The following is a 17822-nucleotide window of genomic DNA, read 5'->3' on the forward strand; positions in this document are numbered from 1 at the left end:
AGAAGCGCGACCAGCAGCAGCAGACCGAGCAGGCGCCGGCCGAACAGGCCGCTCCAGCCGAGGAACAGCAGCCGCGCAGGAAGAAACGCGACCAGCAGCAAACCGAGCAGGCGCCGGCCGGCCAGGCGGAACCGGCCAACGACAATCAGCCCGGCGAGCAGGCCAAGCCGCGCAAGAAGAACAGGCAGGACCAGCAGGCCCAACCTGAAGTCGCCCCGGCACCGAAGGAGGCTCCCGCTGGAGAGGCGACGGCCCCTGCCGGCGAACAGCCCGCGGCCCAGGGCGAGCAGCCCCAGGACACGACGAAGAAGCGTGTCAGGAAACCTGTTGGCGAGCAGCCGGCCACAGCCGAGCAGCCAGCCACCGGCGAACAACCGGCCAATGGTCAGACGGCAGCACCGGTACAGGGCGAAAGCCCGGTGCAAGGCGAAGCACCGGCCGATCCAAACGCCGCTCCCATCCTGGACAGCCAGAAGGACGCCGAGCGCAGAGGCGGCCGCAAGCAGGGCGACAAGATCGTCCCCCAGGATGGCGAGCAGCAGAATGGCGGGCAAAATGCCCAGCAAGGTGGCGATCAGGGCCGCAAGCCGGTGGCTGCTCCCATCGACCAAGGCCCGCCCCCCACCGACGACAGGGCCGCACAGCAGGAGATCAAGCCCGAGAAGATCGCGCCGGTGACCGAGGAAAAGGGCACACGCGTAGAGCGTGCACCCGATGAGAACGTCCGCGACCGCCGGCGTCCGAAAGGCGTCGACGTCGTCAGGGAACTCGGCGACCGCGTCATCCTGCAGTTCAACAACCAGACGTTCGTCGAGAGCAATGACGCCCCGCGCATGACCCGCGGCGCCAGGAACGTCTATTATGAGGATCTCTCGGGCAATCGCACCCGGGAAATCGTCGAGCGTGACAACGGTGTCCAGATCGTCACCATCCGCAACCGCTATGGCGACGTCATCCAGCGTTCGCGCATTGCGCCGGATGGACGCGAATATGTGCTGAGCTATGTCGATGAGCGGCACTATGAGGACGACAGCGACTGGCGCGATCCCGGCGATGATCTGCCGCCGATGCGGCTGACAATCCCGCGCGAGGAGTACATTCTGGACTCCGAGGATGTCCAGGATCCGGACGACTACTACACCTTCCTCGAACAGCCACCGGTGGAGAAGGTCCAGCGCCTATACTCGATCGACGAGGTCAAACGTTCGGCACGCGTGCGCGACATCGCACGGCGCGTCGATCTCGACACGCTCAACTTCGAATTCGGCTCGGCCTCGATCTCCGACACCGAGGTGCAGAAGCTCGAGGGCGTCGCCACCGCAATGGAGAAGTTGTTGAAGAAGAACCCGGCCGAGACCTTCCTGATCGAAGGTCACACCGACGCCGTCGGCACACCGGAGGCTAACCTGGCCCTTTCCGATCGCCGCGCGGAATCAGTGGCGGAAGCGCTCACCAACGCCTTCGGCATCCCGCCGGAGAACCTGACGACACAGGGTTATGGCGAGGAGTATCTGAAGGTCAATACGTCGGCGCCGAACCGCGAGAACCGGCGCGTTGGCATTCGCCGCATCACGTCGCTGGTGGCACCGGTCGCCAGCAACAATTAGGTCATGATTTCAAAACCATGACCTGGTTTGCGGAATCGGCACGAGAAGCATCCATCCCCGGCACTGCCGGGGGTGGATGGATGTGCCGGGTTCAACAAGAATTGTACAGCCATTAGACACGACTCATTGAATCGCGAGCGCACCTACCCCAGATTCAAGCCTGGGCGTTCCCTGCCCCGTCCCGACTCCAGCGGGACGCATTGAGCCCCGCGGACATTGTTCGGCGGGGCTTTTTGTCTTGCAAACGGTGGCGACCTGGCGGAATACGGCCATTGTCCGAGAGATAACCAGCCGGAATCATCCTATGAAGCGTCTCGAACTCGCCATCGAATCGATCATCCTCGCGTCGCGCTGGCTGCTCGTCGTTTTCTATATAGGCCTGGCCCTTGCATTGGCCGTCTATGCGCTGTCATTCGGCAAGAAGCTTTATGAGTTCATTACCCTGGCCTTCACGCTCGATGACACCGACACCATCCTGAAGATGCTCGGCCTCATCGATGCCGCGCTGGTCGCTTCGCTGGTGGTGATGGTCATCATCTCGGGCTACGAGAATTTCGTCAGCCGCTTCGATGACCAGGACGGCGGCGACGACGGCGTGCATTGGCTGGGCACGATCGATGTCGGTTCGCTGAAGGTCAAGGTCGCCTCGACCATCGTCGCCATCTCGTCCATCCACCTTTTGCAGGTGTTTTTGAACTCGTCGTCCTACACCACCGACCAGTTGATGTGGCTGACCATCATCCACCTCGCCTTCGTCGTCTCGGCCTTCATGCTCGCCTATATCGACCGGCTGATGGGCCTGAGCAAAGGCAAGAAGGACGAGGCGTGACCTGCGCCGGCCGGAAGTTGAATCAGTCCGGCAGGAACGATGCCCTACCGCCTTGTTCGAGCAAGGCTTTGCCATGACTCTGCGGGTGGCGAAGGGCTTGGCTCAACGCCCGCGTCGCGTCAAAACAAAGAGTTCTAGTAAATATTCCTGATCTTGCTGTCCGTGCGGGCGAACACCTCGTCGGGGACAAAAAAGTCGCCGGCCAGCGGCCCGGTCGCATCAGGCGCATACACCGAAAAATCGCTGATGCCTTCGGCGCGCAGCACCTCCTCGTCGATGTAGAAATTGCCTGTTGTCTCGCGCGCTGGCCGCATGAAGATGGCATGCGCCGCATCGGCCATGATGTCCGGCGAACGGCTCATCGCCGCAACCGTCGCGCCGCCCAGCAGATTGCGCACCGCCGCCGTGTCTATGGTCGAGATCGGCCACAGCGAATTGACCGAGATACCGTCCTTGGCGAACTCGGCGCTCATGCCCAGCGTGCACATCGACATGCCGAACTTGGCCATCGTGTAGGCGACGTGGTTCCTGAACCACTTGGCCTTCATGTCGAGCGGCGGCGCCAGATTCAGGATGTGAGCATTTTGCGCCAACTTCAGGTGAGGAATGCACATTTTCGAGACCAGGAAGGTACCGCGCGTGTTGATCTGATGCATCAGATCATAGCGCTTCATGTCGGTCTCGAGCGTGCCGGTGAGTTGGATGGCGCTGGCATTGTTGACGCAGATGTCGATACCGCCGAATTTCTCCACGGTCCTGGCGACCGCCTCGGCCACCTGTGCCTCCTCACGGATGTCGCACAGCACAGGCAGCGCATTGCCGCCGGCCTGTTCGATCTCTTCAGCCGCCGTATAGATCGTGCCCGGCAGCTTCGGATGCGGTTCGGCGGTCTTGGCCGCGATCGTCACATTGGCGCCGTCACGCGCGGCGCGCAGCGCGATCGCCAGCCCGATGCCGCGCGACCCGCCGGAGATGAACAGCGTCTTTCCCTTGAGCGACATTTTCCCTCCGCCTGCATTGTCTCGCTGCGCGATCCTTGCCTGTGACGGCCTCGGACATCAAGAGCTTGCTGCGGGAGGCCACGGTGACGTTGCGGAGGCTGTCGTTGGCCAGCACTACAAACCTACTGGATTTATCGACCGCCTAGGTATATATTCTATATGGATAGGTATGATATAGAATGGCGCTATCGATCAAGAATCTGGAAGTCGAGCAACTGGCGCGCGAACTTGCCCGCCGCCGGCGCGTCTCGGTGACGGAGGCCATCCGCCAAAGTCTCGAGCGCGAGGTTGCACGCGAGCGGCTGGTGCCGCGCGACGAAGCCAGCGACCTGTTTCAGCGGTTGATGGCGATCTCCGACAGCGCCGGAAAAATCCCCAAACGCGAAAATGCGATGACCGACGACGAAATCCTTGGATACGACGAGTTCGGAATCCCGACGAAATGATCATCGATTCCTCGGCCCTGGTCGCCATTCTGCGCGCCGAGCCAGGTCACGAACGTTTCGTGCTGGCGATCACGCAGGCCAAGAGACGCCTGCTGGCCGCGCCAACTTTTCTTGAAACGACGATGGTTCTTGCCGGCGGCAAGCAAGATGAAATCCTGGATCGCCTCGACAGCTTCCTACACACCGCCTCGATCGAGACCGTCGCCTTCACCGCCGATCATGCAGCTGTCGCCCGCCAAGCCTTCCTGCGCTACGGCAAGGGTCGGCACCCGGCGGCGCTGAACTTCGGTGACTGCATCGCCTACGCCACGGCGCGGCTAGAGGCCATGCCGCTCCTGTTCAAGGGTGATGATTTCCACCTCACCGATATCGAGGCGGCGGTGTGATCGGGATCAGACCAGCACCAGCCCTTGGCGCATCGCAATGGCAATCGCATCGGTGCGGTTGGCGGCACCGAGCTTGATCAGGATTGCGGCGACATGAAACTTCGCGGTGTGCACCGAAATGTTGAGCCGCCGCGCGATCACCTTGTTTGGAGCGCCCTCGGCCAGCAGCGCCAACACTTCCGCCTCACGCGGCGACAGCGAAGGCCGGGCGGCATGCTCGTCGGAGGCTTCCTCCTCGAACGGCTCGCCATCGCCGGCACGGAAATCCTCATGGCGTCCGCTTCCGCGCTCGCCCGAGACGCGATAGCCGGCCGCGGCCAGCCGCGCCGCCGCGGCGATCAACAAATCGTCCGCGCCAGCGGACATCACGGCCAGCACCTCACCGGCGGGCCACTCGCCGCCAGCGCGTCCGGTCAGCAGCACCCGTGGAATGAGGGCCGGCACGCCATCACCAATGCTGTCGTCAACGATGGCGACGTCGGCTCTTCCACCGCCAGCCACGACCGGCAGCAGGTCATCGCTCGCGGCCAGCGAGGCCGCCAGGCGCTCGGCGCGTGACGCATCGCCAAGCGCAATCAGCACCACCAGCCGCCGCGAGACGGCACCGTCATGCATGATCCGGTCGCTGGTGAGCGTGTCCATGGATCCTCTCAGCTCAGCGGCTTTTCGCCGATTGTCAGCGCGACATCGCGCTGTTCGCCGCCGCGCACGACACCGAGCGTCACCGAAGCGCCGGCACTGTCGGGTCCGAGCCTGCGGATCAGGTCGCGCGGGCCGTGCACCGCCTCACCGTTCCACGCCACGATGATATCGCCAAGAGAGAGACCGGCGGCCTTCGCGGGACCATCGTCATCGAGACTCATCACCATCGCGCCATGCGCGTCGCGGTCGCGTACCGGATGCAGGCCGGCGCCGAGATAGCCGCGCGCGACATGGCCCTTTTCGCGCAAGGTCGCGACCGCCCGCTCGATCGTCTCGTAAGGCATGACCAGCGCCCGGTGGCGCGGTCCGAACAACAGCATGCCGATCAGCGCACCCTTGGCGTCGAGAACCGGGCCGCCCTCGAAACGGCCGCCGGCGCCGACGGCAAGATTGATGCGCCGGTCGATGGTGCCGCCGCGCATCGAGCGCCAGGCCGGGCCGACTTCGCCCACCGAGCCTGAAACAGCCAAAGCGGAACCGTCACTGCTGCCGATGGCAATGGCGATGTTGCCCGGCCGCACCGCATCGGCCTTGGCCAACGGCGCGGCGCTGACGGCCTCCGCCGGCTTCAGCAGGGCAACACCGGTAGAAGGGTCGCGGCCAACCAGCTCGGCCTTCACCGTTTCCCCCGAAGCCAACACCAGTTCGATCTCCTCGCCGGCCTCGACAGCCTCTTCAGCGGTGACGAAATAGCCGTCACACCAGTGGAAGGCGCTTGCCGTGCGGTGATGATGCGTGGCGAAGCCAGCCGTTGCCGGCGCGGCCTTGGCGGCGAGATCGGCGACGGCTTGCGAAAACGCGCTCAGATTGAAATCGCTCATAATGGTCTCCTGGGTTCATCCATGCCCCAGATATCGCTCGACAGCGCGTCCGCGGGTACTCGCCTGACGGCTAGTTGCCGGTTTGACTGGCCATCTGGTCAGGTCGCTGCGGTTCCAGCCGCTCCGCACATATAGTCACGATCAAGCCTGAACACACGGAGCCCTCCCATGGCCCTCGCCGTCGCCAAATTCCAAACCGATGATACGCTGCTCGACGCCTATTCGACGACGGTTGCCGACGCCGTCGACCGCATCGGTCCGGCCGTCTGCCGCATTGAGCGCGTTGGCGGTCAGGGCGGCCATGGCTCCGGCTTCGTCATTGCACCGGACGGGCTGGTCGTTACCAATTTCCACGTCGTCGGCGACGCCAGGACGGTGCGCGTGTCGATGCCGGACGGTGCCTCCCGCGAAGGCCGCGTGCTTGGCCGCGATCCCGACACCGACATCGCGCTGGTGCGCGCCGACGGCAGCTTTGCCGATATCGCACCGTTGGGCGATTCCAAGCGGCTGCGGCGCGGCCAGATCGCCATTGCAATCGGCAATCCTCTGGGCTTCGAATGGACCGTCACCTCGGGCGTCGTCTCTGCGCTCGGCCGCTCGATGCGCGCCTCCACCGGCCGACTGATAGACGACGTTATCCAGACCGACGCAGCGCTCAATCCCGGCAATTCCGGCGGACCGCTGGTGTCGTCGGCCGGCGAGGTCATCGGCGTCAACACCGCCATGATCCATGGCGCGCAAGGCATCGCCTTCGCGGTTGCCTCCAACACCGCCAATTTCGTCATTTCGGAGATCATCCGCTTCGGCCGCGTGCGCCGCGCCTTCATCGGCGTCTCGGCCGACACCGTCAATCTGCCGCGACGCGCTGCCCTGTTATCGCAAGTCTCGACCAGCACGGCGGTTCGCCTGCGCAGCGTCGAGAAGGACGGCCCGGCGGCCAAGGCCGGCTTGAAGGAGGGCGACATCATCGCCGCAATAGACGGCCGCCCGGTCACCGGCGTCGACGACCTGGTGCGCGTGCTCGACGCCGAGCGCATCGGCCGCGAGACACAATGCACCGTGGTGCGCCGCACCGGCGTCAGCCAGGTGACGGTGACGCCGGTGGCAAGGGCGGGCTGAGGACGGTCACCGTTCCGCAGCCCCCTCCGCGTACTGCGCCAGAAACGCCTCGCTCGGCGGAATCGGCTTGATGACGTCGATCAGCACGCCATTGGGGTCTTTGGTGATGAAATGGCGCTGGCCGAAGGGCTCGTCGCGCAAGGATCGGAGGATCGGCAGGCCGGCGGCAACGACCCGCTCATAGACCGCGTCCGGGTCGCGAACCTCGAAATTGATCAGCAGGCCCGAGGTGCGACCCCGCCCCTCTTCCGGGATGGTCTCGTGGTCGCCCTGGACGATGCCGAGATTGACGCGTTTGTTGTCCACCGATTGCAGATGCACATACCAGTCGCTTTCAAACAGCGGCTGGAAGCCGAAATGCTCGACATAGAACGCCGTCGTGCCGGCGACGTCGCCGGTCATCAGCACCGGGTAATAGCTCGTCGTCTTCATCTTTCCTTCTCCCGTCAATTAACATACAGTCTGCATGTAAATTGAATTAACATACAGGCTGCATGTATGCAACGCGATTCCGCGCGTCGTTCCAACCGTGACCGTACCGAGGCGACGCGCGCCGACCTGATTGCCGCGGCGCGAAAGCTGTTTACGGAAAAATCCTATGCCGAGACCGGCACGCCGGAGATCGCCGCTGCCGCCGGCGTCACGCGCGGCGCGCTTTACCATCACTTCGCCGACAAGCAGGCGCTGTTTGCCGCCGTGGTCGACCAGGAGGCGGCAGCGGTCGCCGAGGAGATCGAGCGCGCCTCGGCGCCATCACTCAATGCCCGCGACGCACTGATTGCCGGTTCCGACGCCTATCTCACCGCCATGCGCACGCCAGGCCGCACGCGCCTGCTGCTGCTCGACGGCCCGGCCGTGCTTGGCCGCGCCGCCATGGACGCGATCGACAACCGCCATGGCAACCGCTCGCTGCGCGAAGGGCTGGTCGCGGCGATGCGGGCGCAAACGATGACGAGATTGCCGGCCGACGCGCTGACCGCACTGCTCGGCTCCGCCTTCGATCGTGCCGCCCTGGCCATCGAGGCCGGTGCGTCAGTTCAGGACTACCGCGCGGTGCTCATAGCACTGATCGATGGCCTGTCTCTTCCTCAGGCACCTCGCCCGGTTCGAACTCGTTGAAGCAGCCGAGCTGGCGCTTGAACTGGTCGATCAGCCAGGCGGCCGCTGGCTTCGGGCTGCGATCGTTGCGGTGCATGGCAAACAGCGGCGAACTCACCTCCCTGAAGGATTCGAGGTCGATTTCGACCAGCCGGCCACTCGCCAGGTCGTCTGCTATCAGCCAGCGCGGCAGCCCGCCCCAGCCCAGCCCCTCGCGCATCAGCATATGCTTGGTGCGCACATCCGTCAGCCGCCAGGTACGGTAGGCGAAGACTCCGAAGTCGCGCCCCTTGGTACGCTCCGACTGGTCGGTGACGACAAGCTGCGTGTGTTCGCGCGCATCCTCGATCGCCACCGGCTTCGGCAGCAGGGCCAGCGGATGGCTGGGCGCGGCGGCCAGCACGATCGACATGAAGCCGATGCGCGCGAGATGCACATCGACATCGCCCAGCAGGCCGCCAATGCCAAGGTCGGCCTGCCCGCTGACGACATGATCGGGGATCAGGCCGAGCGTGCCGATATGCAGGCGCAGCATCACGGTCGGAAACTGCACCTCGAATGCCTTCAACACCCGCACCAGCACCGGCGACGGCAGCGCCGCATCGACCGACAGCGCGACTTCGGCCTCGAGCCCCTGGTGGTGGCCGTCGACGCGGGAGCGGATGCGCTGCAGCACGCCGATCATGCGCCGCGCATCCTCCAGCATCGCCCGGCCGATCTCGGTCAATTGCGGCTCGCGCGTGCCCTCGCGCTCGAACAGTTTCAGCCCCAGCTGCGCCTCGAGATTGGCGATGCCGTAGCTGATCACGGACTGTGCCCGGTTGAGCTTGCGGCCGGCGGCCGAGAAGCTGCCGGCTTCGGCGACTGTCACAAAGATCTGAAGTTGATCGAGCGTCGGGTTGGGCTGCATCGCTATATCTAACTTATAGATGGATCGTATAGAAAATATACCAGTTTATTGAATGGATCGAAAGCCCCATATCTGGTGGGACAAATCATTCCAACCGCTGGAGAGCCCAAAATGTCCATTCTTCTTGTGACCTCAAGCCCGCGGGGCGCCGCCTCGCATTCGACCCGCATCGCTACCGAATTCGCTGAAAAGCTGGTCGCCGCCGATCCGTCGAACACGCTCGTCGTGCGCGACCTCGTCGCCAATCCGCTCCCCCATATCGACGCCGACTACGCCAGCGGCATCTACGTGCCGGCGGAAGCCCGCACTGCGCGCCAGGCTGAAGTCGTCGGCGTCTCCGATGTGGTGCTCGACGAGCTGTTTGCCGCCGACACGGTGATCCTGGCCACAGGCTTCATCAACTTTAACATCTCCTCGACACTGAAGTCCTGGGTCGATCACATCTCTCGTTCCGGCAAGAGCTTTGCCTATGGCGAGAACGGCCCCAAGGGTCTCGTCACCGGCAAGAAGGTCTATATCGTGCTGGCTTCGGGCGGCATCTACTCCGAAGGTGCGGCCGTGCAGTTCGATCACGCCATCCCCTACCTGCGCGGCGTGCTCGGCTTCCTCGGCATGACCGATGTCGATGTCATCCGCATCGAAGGCGTCGGCATGGGTCCTGACGCGGTGACCGCAGCGCTCGCCAAGGCGACCGCCAAGGTCGATGCCGTGGTGGCCGCCAGCCAAGGTGTCGCGGCTGCCGCGTAAAGAGCCGAAATTTGTCCGCATCGAAAGGCAGGCGTGCACGCCTGCCTTTTCGTTCTAGCCGATGAGGTGCCTCAGCAGACCAGCGGCGCTGACTCCGATCAGCACGGTCGGCAGCATGGAAAGCCGCGTGGCGGCTACCAGAGTAACAGCCAGCGCCAGAATATCCGCCGGGTTGCTCGACACAAAGGCGGGCGCGATGACAGAGATCAGCACGCAACCAGGCGCGGCTCCCATGACCGCTGTGGCACGCGCGCTGAGTGTGCGGTTGCGCAGCACGACATAGCCGCCGATGCGCGTCAGATAAGTGACGCCGGCCATCAGCACGATGGTGAGAAAGGTCATTGCGTCGATCATGCATCACCCGCCATCAGCCAAGCCGCGACCAGCCCCGACATGGCGCCCGCGGCGACATACCAGGCGCCGGGAACGAAGAGATAGACCAGTGCTGCAACGATCAGGCTGACCAGCCAGGGCCGCGCCGCCGCCATACCCGTCCACATGCCGCGCATCAGCACCAGGAAGACGGCCGGGAACGCCATGTCGAAACCATAGGCCCCGACGTCGCCGAGCATCGGACCGAGCAAAGCGCCCAACGTGGTGAAGACCACCCAGGTGAGATACATCGCCAGCGCCGCGCCCATATAGTAGCGCGGGCTGAAGGCCGGCGTGATGCCGGCAGCGGTGCGCTGCTTGGCATCGGCCAGGCCCAGCGCCCAGCTTTCATCGCACATAAAGAAAAGCGCCGGAAACACCTTGCGTCGTGGCAGGTGGCGCAAGAACGGCGCCAGTGCCGCACCCATCAGCAGGTGACGGCTGTTGACCAGGAAGGTGATGGCGACGATGAGCACGACGTGCGGCGGCGACGTCCACAACTGGATCGCCGCGAATTCCGAGCCGCCGGCGAAGTTCAGCCCTGTCATGGCAGACAGTTCGACCGTGCTTAAGCCTTTCTGCGTGGCCTGGGCGCCAAGCACCAGCGCATAGGGGATGGTGCCGAACAGCACCGGCGCGCAGGACGCCACGCCACGGCGGAACTCGGATCCCGAACCATTGCCCGCCGCCTCGACTGCCTGTGAAATGCTCATGGGTCTCCCTGGCGCGCCTCGCGGCCGCCGCTCCCGGGTTGCTTCTGGACTCTTGTGATGTCGGCCGCAAACATAGCGGCACCGGCTCACAATTTGGTTGCGAAGATTGTTGTGTTTCATCAGAATTTGGCATTTGGCGCTACAAAACCATAAATAGATGGAATCCAGAGCCATGAAACTTGATGAGATCGACAAGCGGATCCTGCGGGCGCTGCAGCGCACATCGGCATCACGGTCGGAAACTGCACCTCGAATGCTGCTGCGCCTGCATATCGGCACGCTCGGCCTGATCCCCGATCATGGCGCTGTCGGTCGATGCGGCGCTGCCGTCGCCGGTGCTGGTGCGGGTGTTGAAGGCATCGACATCGCCCAGCAGGCCGCCAATGCCAAGGTCGGCCTGCCCGCTGACGACAGCATGATCGGCGTGCTGCAGCGCATCCGCTCCCGCGTCGACGGCCACCACCAGGGGCTCGAGGCCGAAGTCGCGCTGCGCCGCGCATCCTCCAGCATCGCCCGGCCGATCTCGGTCAATTGCGGCTCGCGCGTGCCCTCGCGCTCGAACAGTTTCAGCCCCAGCTGCGCCTCGAGATTGGCGATGCCGTAGCTGATCACGGACTGTGCCCGGTTGAGCTTGCGGCCGGCGGCCGAGAAGCTGCCGGCTTCGGCGACTGTCACAAAGATCTGAAGTTGATCGAGCGTCGGGTTGGGCTGCATCGCTATATCTAACTTATAGATGGATCGTATAGAAAATATACCAGTTTATTGAATGGATCGAAAGCCCCATATCTGGTGGGACAAATCATTCCAACCGCTGGAGAGCCCAAAATGTCCATTCTTCTTGTGACCTCAAGCCCGCGGGGCGCCGCCTCGCATTCGACCCGCATCGCTACCGAATTCGCTGAAAAGCTGGTCGCCGCCGATCCGTCGAACACGCTCGTCGTGCGCGACCTCGTCGCCAATCCGCTCCCCCATATCGACGCCGACTACGCCAGCGGCATCTACGTGCCGGCGGAAGCCCGCACTGCGCGCCAGGCTGAAGTCGTCGGCGTCTCCGATGTGGTGCTCGACGAGCTGTTTGCCGCCGACACGGTGATCCTGGCCACAGGCTTCATCAACTTTAACATCTCCTCGACACTGAAGTCCTGGGTCGATCACATCTCTCGTTCCGGCAAGAGCTTTGCCTATGGCGAGAACGGCCCCAAGGGTCTCGTCACCGGCAAGAAGGTCTATATCGTGCTGGCTTCGGGCGGCATCTACTCCGAAGGTGCGGCCGTGCAGTTCGATCACGCCATCCCCTACCTGCGCGGCGTGCTCGGCTTCCTCGGCATGACCGATGTCGATGTCATCCGCATCGAAGGCGTCGGCATGGGTCCTGACGCGGTGACCGCAGCGCTCGCCAAGGCGACCGCCAAGGTCGATGCCGTGGTGGCCGCCAGCCAAGGTGTCGCGGCTGCCGCGTAAAGAGCCGAAATTTGTCCGCATCGAAAGGCAGGCGTGCACGCCTGCCTTTTCGTTCTAGCCGATGAGGTGCCTCAGCAGACCAGCGGCGCTGACTCCGATCAGCACGGTCGGCAGCATGGAAAGCCGCGTGGCGGCTACCAGAGTAACAGCCAGCGCCAGAATATCCGCCGGGTTGCTCGACACAAAGGCGGGCGCGATGACAGAGATCAGCACGCAACCAGGCGCGGCTCCCATGACCGCTGTGGCACGCGCGCTGAGTGTGCGGTTGCGCAGCACGACATAGCCGCCGATGCGCGTCAGATAAGTGACGCCGGCCATCAGCACGATGGTGAGAAAGGTCATTGCGTCGATCATGCATCACCCGCCATCAGCCAAGCCGCGACCAGCCCCGACATGGCGCCCGCGGCGACATACCAGGCGCCGGGAACGAAGAGATAGACCAGTGCTGCAACGATCAGGCTGACCAGCCAGGGCCGCGCCGCCGCCATACCCGTCCACATGCCGCGCATCAGCACCAGGAAGACGGCCGGGAACGCCATGTCGAAACCATAGGCCCCGACGTCGCCGAGCATCGGACCGAGCAAAGCGCCCAACGTGGTGAAGACCACCCAGGTGAGATACATCGCCAGCGCCGCGCCCATATAGTAGCGCGGGCTGAAGGCCGGCGTGATGCCGGCAGCGGTGCGCTGCTTGGCATCGGCCAGGCCCAGCGCCCAGCTTTCATCGCACATAAAGAAAAGCGCCGGAAACACCTTGCGTCGTGGCAGGTGGCGCAAGAACGGCGCCAGTGCCGCACCCATCAGCAGGTGACGGCTGTTGACCAGGAAGGTGATGGCGACGATGAGCACGACGTGCGGCGGCGACGTCCACAACTGGATCGCCGCGAATTCCGAGCCGCCGGCGAAGTTCAGCCCTGTCATGGCAGACAGTTCGACCGTGCTTAAGCCTTTCTGCGTGGCCTGGGCGCCAAGCACCAGCGCATAGGGGATGGTGCCGAACAGCACCGGCGCGCAGGACGCCACGCCACGGCGGAACTCGGATCCCGAACCATTGCCCGCCGCCTCGACTGCCTGTGAAATGCTCATGGGTCTCCCTGGCGCGCCTCGCGGCCGCCGCTCCCGGGTTGCTTCTGGACTCTTGTGATGTCGGCCGCAAACATAGCGGCACCGGCTCACAATTTGGTTGCGAAGATTGTTGTGTTTCATCAGAATTTGGCATTTGGCGCTACAAAACCATAAATAGATGGAATCCAGAGCCATGAAACTTGATGAGATCGACAAGCGGATCCTGCGGGCGCTGCAGCGCGACGGCCGCATGGCCAACAACGATCTGGCCAATGAGGTCGGGCTGTCGCCATCGCCTTGCCTGCGTCGCGTGAAGCTGCTGGAGGAGGCCGGTGTCATCGACCGCTACGTCGCCGTGCTCAACCCCGCCAGCATCGGCAAGGGCCTGACCTTCTTCACCCGCATCTGGTTGAAAACGCAGGACGAGGACACGATCGAGCATTTCGCCACCGAAGTCGCCAAGCTGCCGCAGGTGATGGAGTGCTACCTGATGCTCGGCGATTGCGACGCCATGGTGCGTGTGGTGGCGGCCGGCATCGACGATTACCGCCGCTTCCAGTCGGAGCATCTGAGCCGCATCAAGGGCGTGCAGAACGTCAAGACCGACGTCCCCAGCCAGACGATCAAATACACGTCGGAACTGCCGATCTGAGCTACTGAAAACGGCGTCACGTCAAACTGGATAAAAAATGCAACCGGATTGTAGGATCGAACCCGGTGCCGGCGTCCTTCGGGTGCAAGCAGCGCGCAGCGCTGCCCTTAGGCATGGGAGATTTGAATGAGCCTTTCCTATCGTTGGGTCATCGTCGCCGCTGGCGCGCTGATGTCCTGCGTCGCCATCGGGACGATGTTTTCGCTGGCGACCTTTCTCGAGCCGATGGCGATCGACACCAACTGGTCGCGCGCCGGCATTTCCAGCGCCATGACGCTCAACTTCCTGGTGATGGGCCTTGGTGGCTTCGCCTGGGGCGCGATATCGGACCGTTTTGGCGCCCGCATCGTCGTGATGATCGGCGCGGTGCTGCTCGGGCTGGCGCTGGTGCTGGCCAGCCGCGCCGGTTCGCTGCTGAGCTTCCAGGTCACCTATGGCGTGCTGGTCGGTCTCGCGGCAAGCGCCTTTTTCGCGCCGATGATCGCGCTGACCACAGGCTGGTTCGACACCAACCGCAGCCTTGCCGTCTCACTGGTCTCGGCCGGCATGGGCGTGGCGCCGATGACGATCTCGCCCTTCGCCCGCTGGCTGATCTCCGCCTATGATTGGCGCACCGCCATGTTCGACATCGGCATTACCGCCTGGGTGCTGCTGTTGCCGGCGGTGCTGCTGGTGCGCCAGCCGCCGAAGCCCGTCTTAGTCGACCCCGGCTCCGCGCCGGTTGCCGAAGGTGCCGGCCTGACGGTCGGCCAGGCGCTGCGCTCGCCGCAATTCATCGTGCTGGGGCTGACCTTCTTTGCCTGCTGCGCGGCGCATTCCGGGCCGATCTTCCACATGGTCAGCTATGCCATGCTGTGCGGCGTCGCCCCCATGGCAGCGGTCTCGATCTACAGTGTCGAAGGCCTGGCAGGCCTCGGCGGCCGGCTCTTCTACGGCGTGCTGGCCGACAGGCTGGGCGTCAAGCCGGTGCTGATCGCGGGCCTGGCGATCCAGGCGATCGTCATTGCCGCCTATCTGTCGATCAGCCAGCTTGAGCAGTTCTACATGCTGGCCGTTATCTTCGGTGCCACCTATGGCGGTGTCATGCCGCTCTATGCGGTGCTGGCGCGCGAATATTTCGGCCAGCGCATCCTCGGCACCGTGTTCGGCGCCGCCACCATGCTGTCCAGCCTCGGCATGGCATTGGGACCGCTTGCCGGCGGCATGGTGTTCGACGTCTACGCCAACTATTCCTGGCTGTTCATAGGCTCTGCTCTTATCGGGCTCGGGGCGGTCGGCATCGCCATCGCGTTCCCGCCACTGCCGCGCAGAGAACTGCAGCCGGCTTAGTCGGGTGGATTTCCCAAACCTTGCTGGCCAGGCCTGCAATCAGCCTGGCCCGTTCGGTCCGCCCCGGATCCTGTCTCCTGTTTCATCTGTTTCCCCCCTTGCGCGGGGCAGTCCACGGACAACATTTGCACCGTGGGATCTCGACTGAGCTCGCGCATCCAGTCCACGCCAGAGAGGACACCCTGATGGCCGAAACATCCGAGTGGAGGAGAAAGCAACAGAATTGTCACAAGCGGCGGCGCCGACGACGATCCGCCGTCTTGCGTTCATTTATCAGGAAGCGGTGAGAGGTCTCGCGCAACAGCAGACCCTTGTGGAGGACATGAGCACCCGCGCCGGCAGCCTTGTCTTTGCCACCGCATTCGCAAACTCATTGCTCGGCGGTGCGGCCCTTTCCAACGGGCTTGGGCTTTGGGACTGGACCGCGGTGGCCCTGCTGTTCGGCATCGGCGGGCTGATCGTCTTCATGCTTTGGCCCTACCACCAATATACATTCCGCTTCGATCCGGAAGAGCTGCTCGATCAATATGTCGACGGCGACAGGCCGACGACGATGTCGGCCATGCGCCGCGCGCTTGCCCTTCGCATCAAGGCGGACATGGCCGGCAACTGGCGAATTATCCAGCGGCTGCAGGTGGCGCTGCAGATTGCGCTGTTGTTTCTGCTGCTCGACATCCTGGCCTGGCTTTTGGCTATCGCAGGCATTTGAGCCGAAGGCGCGTGGCTCCGCCACGGCCAGGCTTGAATGGCAGGCAACGGTCGATGGATCGAAAAGCTCTCTTGAGCATTTAAGCTTTGGCTAATAGTAGCCCCAGGAGAGAACCAATGAAAAAGACGCTGCTCATTTTGAGCCTGCTCATTCCGCTCTCGGCGTGCTCCCGTACCGAACAAGGCGCCGCCGTCGGCGGCTTGGGTGGCGCGGCCGTAGGCGCCGCGGTGGCCGGAGACCCTGTGGAAGGGGCGGTTGTTGGCGGTGCGGTTGGTGCGATAGCAGGGGCCATCATCGGCCACGCCAGCGAAGCCGGCCAGTGCAGATATCGCGATCGGTACGGCCGGGTTTACGTCGCGCGGTGCCCGAACGGCTACTGATCTCAACGCGTGATCTCCTTCGATCACGCGTCTGCTGGGGGTTAATCGAATGGCCTATCGGATCAAAAAGCTGCTGGGTTTCTTGTGTGCCGTTATCGGCGTTGCCGCGGTGAATGCCGGGTCCACGATTGCGATTTCGGCCGCGCCGGTTGAAGCAAAGACGATTGCCGATCACTTCTCATCGGTGAAATCCATGTCAGGGGATTTCGTGCAGTCAGGCCCGAAAGCGGAAAGAAAACACGGCAGGTTTTTTCTCCAACGCCCAGGCAAGATCCGGTTCAACTATGCAGGCCAATCTGGGGTCAGCGTGATCGCGGATGGCAACTCCCTGGTGGTTTACAACAGGAAACTGAAGACATCGCGGCTTTATGCTCTCTCGAAGACGCCGCTTAAGCTGCTGCTCGACAACAAGGTCGACTTCTCCGGCAGTCGCGTCAAAAGCATCAGAGACGACGGCGCTCAAGTTACCGTCAAGCTGGCCGACAAATCGGCTTTCGGCAATTCGAACATCTCCATGGTGTTCGACAGAAAATCGCTCGATCTGCGCAGATGGAGCCTCACCGACGAGAAGGGACTTACCACGACGGTGACCATCTCAAATGTGAGGCAGGGCGTTCGCGCTCCCGAGGGCACCTTCGTTATCGATTATGCGGCAAACCGTGAATTCAACACCACAACGAAATAGCCGAAACCGCAGCCATAGTCTCAGCGCCGGAACCAATAGGATCAGCGGCGGTTTAGTCCATGAAGGGACCGGAACCGCAAAGGACGCGGCACAATGATTGAAATTCACAGCATCGAAGCGGCCAACGCCAGACTGCGTTTAAGGAGAGCTGAGCGCTCTCTGAAGCGCGCGAATGACTTGCTGGATGAGGAAGGCGGCGTCGCTCTTAACTTGGCATTGTGCGGCCGGATAAGGGCCGCGAGAAGGCATCTGATCGAGGCCAGGACCCGCCTGATGACGATCGATCCCGCCAGGACGAGTTGATCCGCCGGCGGTCGTACGTCAACCCGGACCGAGAGGTCCATCGTGGCGCAAAGGCCCGCATGGTTAGACAGTGACATGCTGGCGGTGATCTACCCAAAAATCCGGTCGCCCTGCTCGTCGACCAGTTGGATGCCCTTCTTGATCGAGATGTCGACGGCGTCGTCGAGCCCGGCGAAGCGGTCGGCGCGGATGAATTTGTGTTCCTTCACCACGCCGTCGATCTCCTTGGAGACGACGCCGCACGTCTGGTACTGGCCATCCGCCTTGTAGGGCGTGGCGCTGACCAGGAAGCCCTTGTGCTCGACCTGCTTGGCTGGCGCTGCACTCGTCGGCTCGGCCGTCTGGGTTCCGCCGCCGCCACCGCCGAAAAGACGCTTCAGAAAAGACATCGGGCTTCCTCCAACAGCATTCATCCCGCACCATGTAGAGTGACGCGGGATGAATTTCACTATCGGTCCTTGGCCCAGCGGGCAAGGGCTGCGTCTGGT

General features: G+C 63.4%; 24 protein-coding genes and 1 pseudogene. 14 read left to right on the forward strand and 11 right to left on the reverse strand.

Features of this window, described 5'->3' with window-relative positions; all coding sequences use genetic code 11:
- Together NKJ37_RS27295 and NKJ37_RS27300 are read left to right on the forward strand one after the other, a co-directional pair.
- On the forward strand, positions 1 to 1607 hold a 1607-nt coding region (locus NKJ37_RS27295), incomplete at its 5' end, for an OmpA family protein (RefSeq protein ID WP_352775787.1).
- Between the two features lie 304 nt (positions 1608 to 1911).
- Positions 1912 to 2436 (forward strand): TIGR00645 family protein, encoded by a 525-nt coding sequence (locus NKJ37_RS27300; protein WP_352775790.1) that lies wholly within the window; start codon positions 1912 to 1914, stop codon positions 2434 to 2436.
- A 134-nt stretch (positions 2437 to 2570) separates the two neighbouring features.
- Here NKJ37_RS27300 and NKJ37_RS27305 read toward each other — a convergent pair whose 3' ends face one another.
- Positions 2571 to 3437, reverse strand: coding sequence for an SDR family oxidoreductase (locus NKJ37_RS27305; RefSeq protein WP_128305473.1), 867 nt, complete (start codon positions 3435 to 3437; stop codon positions 2571 to 2573).
- 179 nt (positions 3438 to 3616) lie between these two features.
- Here NKJ37_RS27305 and NKJ37_RS27310 point away from each other — a divergent pair, with 179 nt between their 5' ends.
- Both NKJ37_RS27310 and NKJ37_RS27315 read left to right on the forward strand, forming a co-directional pair.
- Positions 3617 to 3883, forward strand: a complete 267-nt coding sequence (locus NKJ37_RS27310) for a type II toxin-antitoxin system VapB family antitoxin (protein ID WP_023809646.1) — start codon at positions 3617 to 3619, stop codon at positions 3881 to 3883.
- Positions 3880 to 4269 carry a type II toxin-antitoxin system VapC family toxin gene (locus NKJ37_RS27315; protein WP_352555774.1) on the forward strand — a complete coding sequence of 130 codons (390 nt, stop codon included), beginning with the start codon at positions 3880 to 3882 and terminating at the stop codon, positions 4267 to 4269. The genes NKJ37_RS27310 and NKJ37_RS27315 overlap by 4 nt, the downstream gene beginning before the upstream one ends.
- A gap of 6 nt (positions 4270 to 4275) precedes the next feature.
- Here the strand turns inward: NKJ37_RS27315 and NKJ37_RS27320 are convergent, their stop codons facing one another.
- Positions 4276 to 4911 (reverse strand): helix-turn-helix transcriptional regulator, encoded by a 636-nt coding sequence (locus tag NKJ37_RS27320; RefSeq protein WP_127297399.1) that lies wholly within the window; start codon positions 4909 to 4911, stop codon positions 4276 to 4278.
- 8 nt (positions 4912 to 4919) lie between these two features.
- Positions 4920 to 5792, reverse strand: a complete 873-nt coding sequence (locus NKJ37_RS27325; RefSeq protein ID WP_352775792.1) for a S1C family serine protease — start codon at positions 5790 to 5792, stop codon at positions 4920 to 4922.
- A gap of 168 nt (positions 5793 to 5960) precedes the next feature.
- Between NKJ37_RS27325 and NKJ37_RS27330 the strand changes: the two genes are divergently transcribed.
- The gene (locus NKJ37_RS27330) at positions 5961 to 6911 is read left to right on the forward strand and encodes a S1C family serine protease (protein ID WP_023809650.1); all 951 of its coding nucleotides are present in this window, start codon (positions 5961 to 5963) and stop codon (positions 6909 to 6911) included.
- Positions 6912 to 6917: 6 nt separating this feature from the next.
- Here NKJ37_RS27330 and NKJ37_RS27335 read toward each other — a convergent pair whose 3' ends face one another.
- Positions 6918 to 7343: a VOC family protein gene (locus NKJ37_RS27335; protein WP_352775795.1), complete on the reverse strand. Its 426-nt coding sequence runs from the start codon at positions 7341 to 7343 to the stop codon at positions 6918 to 6920.
- 66 nt (positions 7344 to 7409) lie between these two features.
- Between NKJ37_RS27335 and NKJ37_RS27340 the strand changes: the two genes are divergently transcribed.
- Positions 7410 to 8030 carry a TetR/AcrR family transcriptional regulator gene (locus tag NKJ37_RS27340; protein ID WP_352440464.1) on the forward strand — a complete coding sequence of 207 codons (621 nt, stop codon included), beginning with the start codon at positions 7410 to 7412 and terminating at the stop codon, positions 8028 to 8030.
- On the opposite strand, the gene NKJ37_RS27345 is transcribed toward NKJ37_RS27340, so the two are convergent.
- Positions 7969 to 8919 carry a LysR family transcriptional regulator gene (locus tag NKJ37_RS27345; RefSeq protein ID WP_023809653.1) on the reverse strand — a complete coding sequence of 317 codons (951 nt, stop codon included), beginning with the start codon at positions 8917 to 8919 and terminating at the stop codon, positions 7969 to 7971. The genes NKJ37_RS27340 and NKJ37_RS27345 overlap by 62 nt on opposite strands.
- 111 nt (positions 8920 to 9030) lie before the next feature.
- Here NKJ37_RS27345 and NKJ37_RS27350 point away from each other — a divergent pair, with 111 nt between their 5' ends.
- On the forward strand, positions 9031 to 9666 hold the full coding sequence (locus NKJ37_RS27350; RefSeq protein ID WP_023809654.1) for an FMN-dependent NADH-azoreductase: 636 nt from the start codon (positions 9031 to 9033) through the stop codon (positions 9664 to 9666).
- A gap of 54 nt (positions 9667 to 9720) precedes the next feature.
- Here the strand turns inward: NKJ37_RS27350 and NKJ37_RS27355 are convergent, their stop codons facing one another.
- The 3 genes and pseudogenes from NKJ37_RS27355 to NKJ37_RS32020 form a co-directional block, all read right to left on the reverse strand.
- Positions 9721 to 10020 (reverse strand): AzlD family protein, encoded by a 300-nt coding sequence (locus NKJ37_RS27355; RefSeq protein ID WP_352775798.1) that lies wholly within the window; start codon positions 10018 to 10020, stop codon positions 9721 to 9723.
- Positions 10017 to 10751, reverse strand: a complete 735-nt coding sequence (locus NKJ37_RS27360) for an AzlC family ABC transporter permease (RefSeq protein WP_128305480.1) — start codon at positions 10749 to 10751, stop codon at positions 10017 to 10019. The genes NKJ37_RS27355 and NKJ37_RS27360 overlap by 4 nt, the downstream gene beginning before the upstream one ends.
- 343 nt (positions 10752 to 11094) lie before the next feature.
- Positions 11095 to 11465 (reverse strand): annotated as a pseudogene (locus NKJ37_RS32020) (LysR family transcriptional regulator); the annotation flags it as partial.
- A gap of 111 nt (positions 11466 to 11576) precedes the next feature.
- On the opposite strand from NKJ37_RS32020, the gene NKJ37_RS27370 reads away from it, so the two are divergent.
- The gene (locus tag NKJ37_RS27370) at positions 11577 to 12212 is read left to right on the forward strand and encodes an FMN-dependent NADH-azoreductase (RefSeq protein WP_023809654.1); all 636 of its coding nucleotides are present in this window, start codon (positions 11577 to 11579) and stop codon (positions 12210 to 12212) included.
- Between the two features lie 54 nt (positions 12213 to 12266).
- Here the strand turns inward: NKJ37_RS27370 and NKJ37_RS27375 are convergent, their stop codons facing one another.
- Together NKJ37_RS27375 and NKJ37_RS27380 are read right to left on the reverse strand one after the other, a co-directional pair.
- Entirely contained in the window at positions 12267 to 12566 is a 300-nt protein-coding gene (locus NKJ37_RS27375) for an AzlD family protein (protein WP_352775798.1), read from the reverse strand.
- Positions 12563 to 13297, reverse strand: coding sequence for an AzlC family ABC transporter permease (locus NKJ37_RS27380; protein ID WP_128305480.1), 735 nt, complete (start codon positions 13295 to 13297; stop codon positions 12563 to 12565). Before NKJ37_RS27380 ends, NKJ37_RS27375 begins: the two co-directional genes overlap by 4 nt.
- Before the next feature lie 172 nt (positions 13298 to 13469).
- On the opposite strand from NKJ37_RS27380, the gene NKJ37_RS27385 reads away from it, so the two are divergent.
- The 6 genes from NKJ37_RS27385 (at position 13470) to NKJ37_RS27410 (ending at position 17334) form a co-directional block, all read left to right on the forward strand.
- Entirely contained in the window at positions 13470 to 13928 is a 459-nt protein-coding gene (locus NKJ37_RS27385; RefSeq protein WP_013530158.1) for an Lrp/AsnC family transcriptional regulator, read from the forward strand.
- Positions 13929 to 14054: 126 nt separating this feature from the next.
- Positions 14055 to 15257, forward strand: coding sequence for an MFS transporter (locus tag NKJ37_RS27390; protein ID WP_352775801.1), 1203 nt, complete (start codon positions 14055 to 14057; stop codon positions 15255 to 15257).
- A 322-nt stretch (positions 15258 to 15579) separates the two neighbouring features.
- Positions 15580 to 15966 (forward strand): hypothetical protein, encoded by a 387-nt coding sequence (locus NKJ37_RS27395; protein WP_352775804.1) that lies wholly within the window; start codon positions 15580 to 15582, stop codon positions 15964 to 15966.
- 116 nt (positions 15967 to 16082) lie between these two features.
- Positions 16083 to 16346 carry a YMGG-like glycine zipper-containing protein gene (locus NKJ37_RS27400; RefSeq protein ID WP_023809659.1) on the forward strand — a complete coding sequence of 88 codons (264 nt, stop codon included), beginning with the start codon at positions 16083 to 16085 and terminating at the stop codon, positions 16344 to 16346.
- A 49-nt stretch (positions 16347 to 16395) separates the two neighbouring features.
- The gene (locus NKJ37_RS27405; protein WP_352775807.1) at positions 16396 to 17031 is read left to right on the forward strand and encodes an outer-membrane lipoprotein carrier protein LolA; all 636 of its coding nucleotides are present in this window, start codon (positions 16396 to 16398) and stop codon (positions 17029 to 17031) included.
- A 93-nt stretch (positions 17032 to 17124) separates the two neighbouring features.
- A complete protein-coding gene (locus NKJ37_RS27410; RefSeq protein ID WP_352775810.1) occupies positions 17125 to 17334 on the forward strand; it encodes a hypothetical protein in 210 nt (69 codons plus the stop codon).
- A gap of 89 nt (positions 17335 to 17423) precedes the next feature.
- Here NKJ37_RS27410 and NKJ37_RS27415 read toward each other — a convergent pair whose 3' ends face one another.
- On the reverse strand, positions 17424 to 17723 hold the full coding sequence (locus tag NKJ37_RS27415; protein WP_352775813.1) for an HlyU family transcriptional regulator: 300 nt from the start codon (positions 17721 to 17723) through the stop codon (positions 17424 to 17426).
- Positions 17724 to 17822: the final 99 nt, after the last annotated feature.

It is taken from the genome of Mesorhizobium sp. M0140 (assembly GCF_040322475.1).
GTDB lineage: Bacteria > Pseudomonadota > Alphaproteobacteria > Rhizobiales > Rhizobiaceae > Mesorhizobium.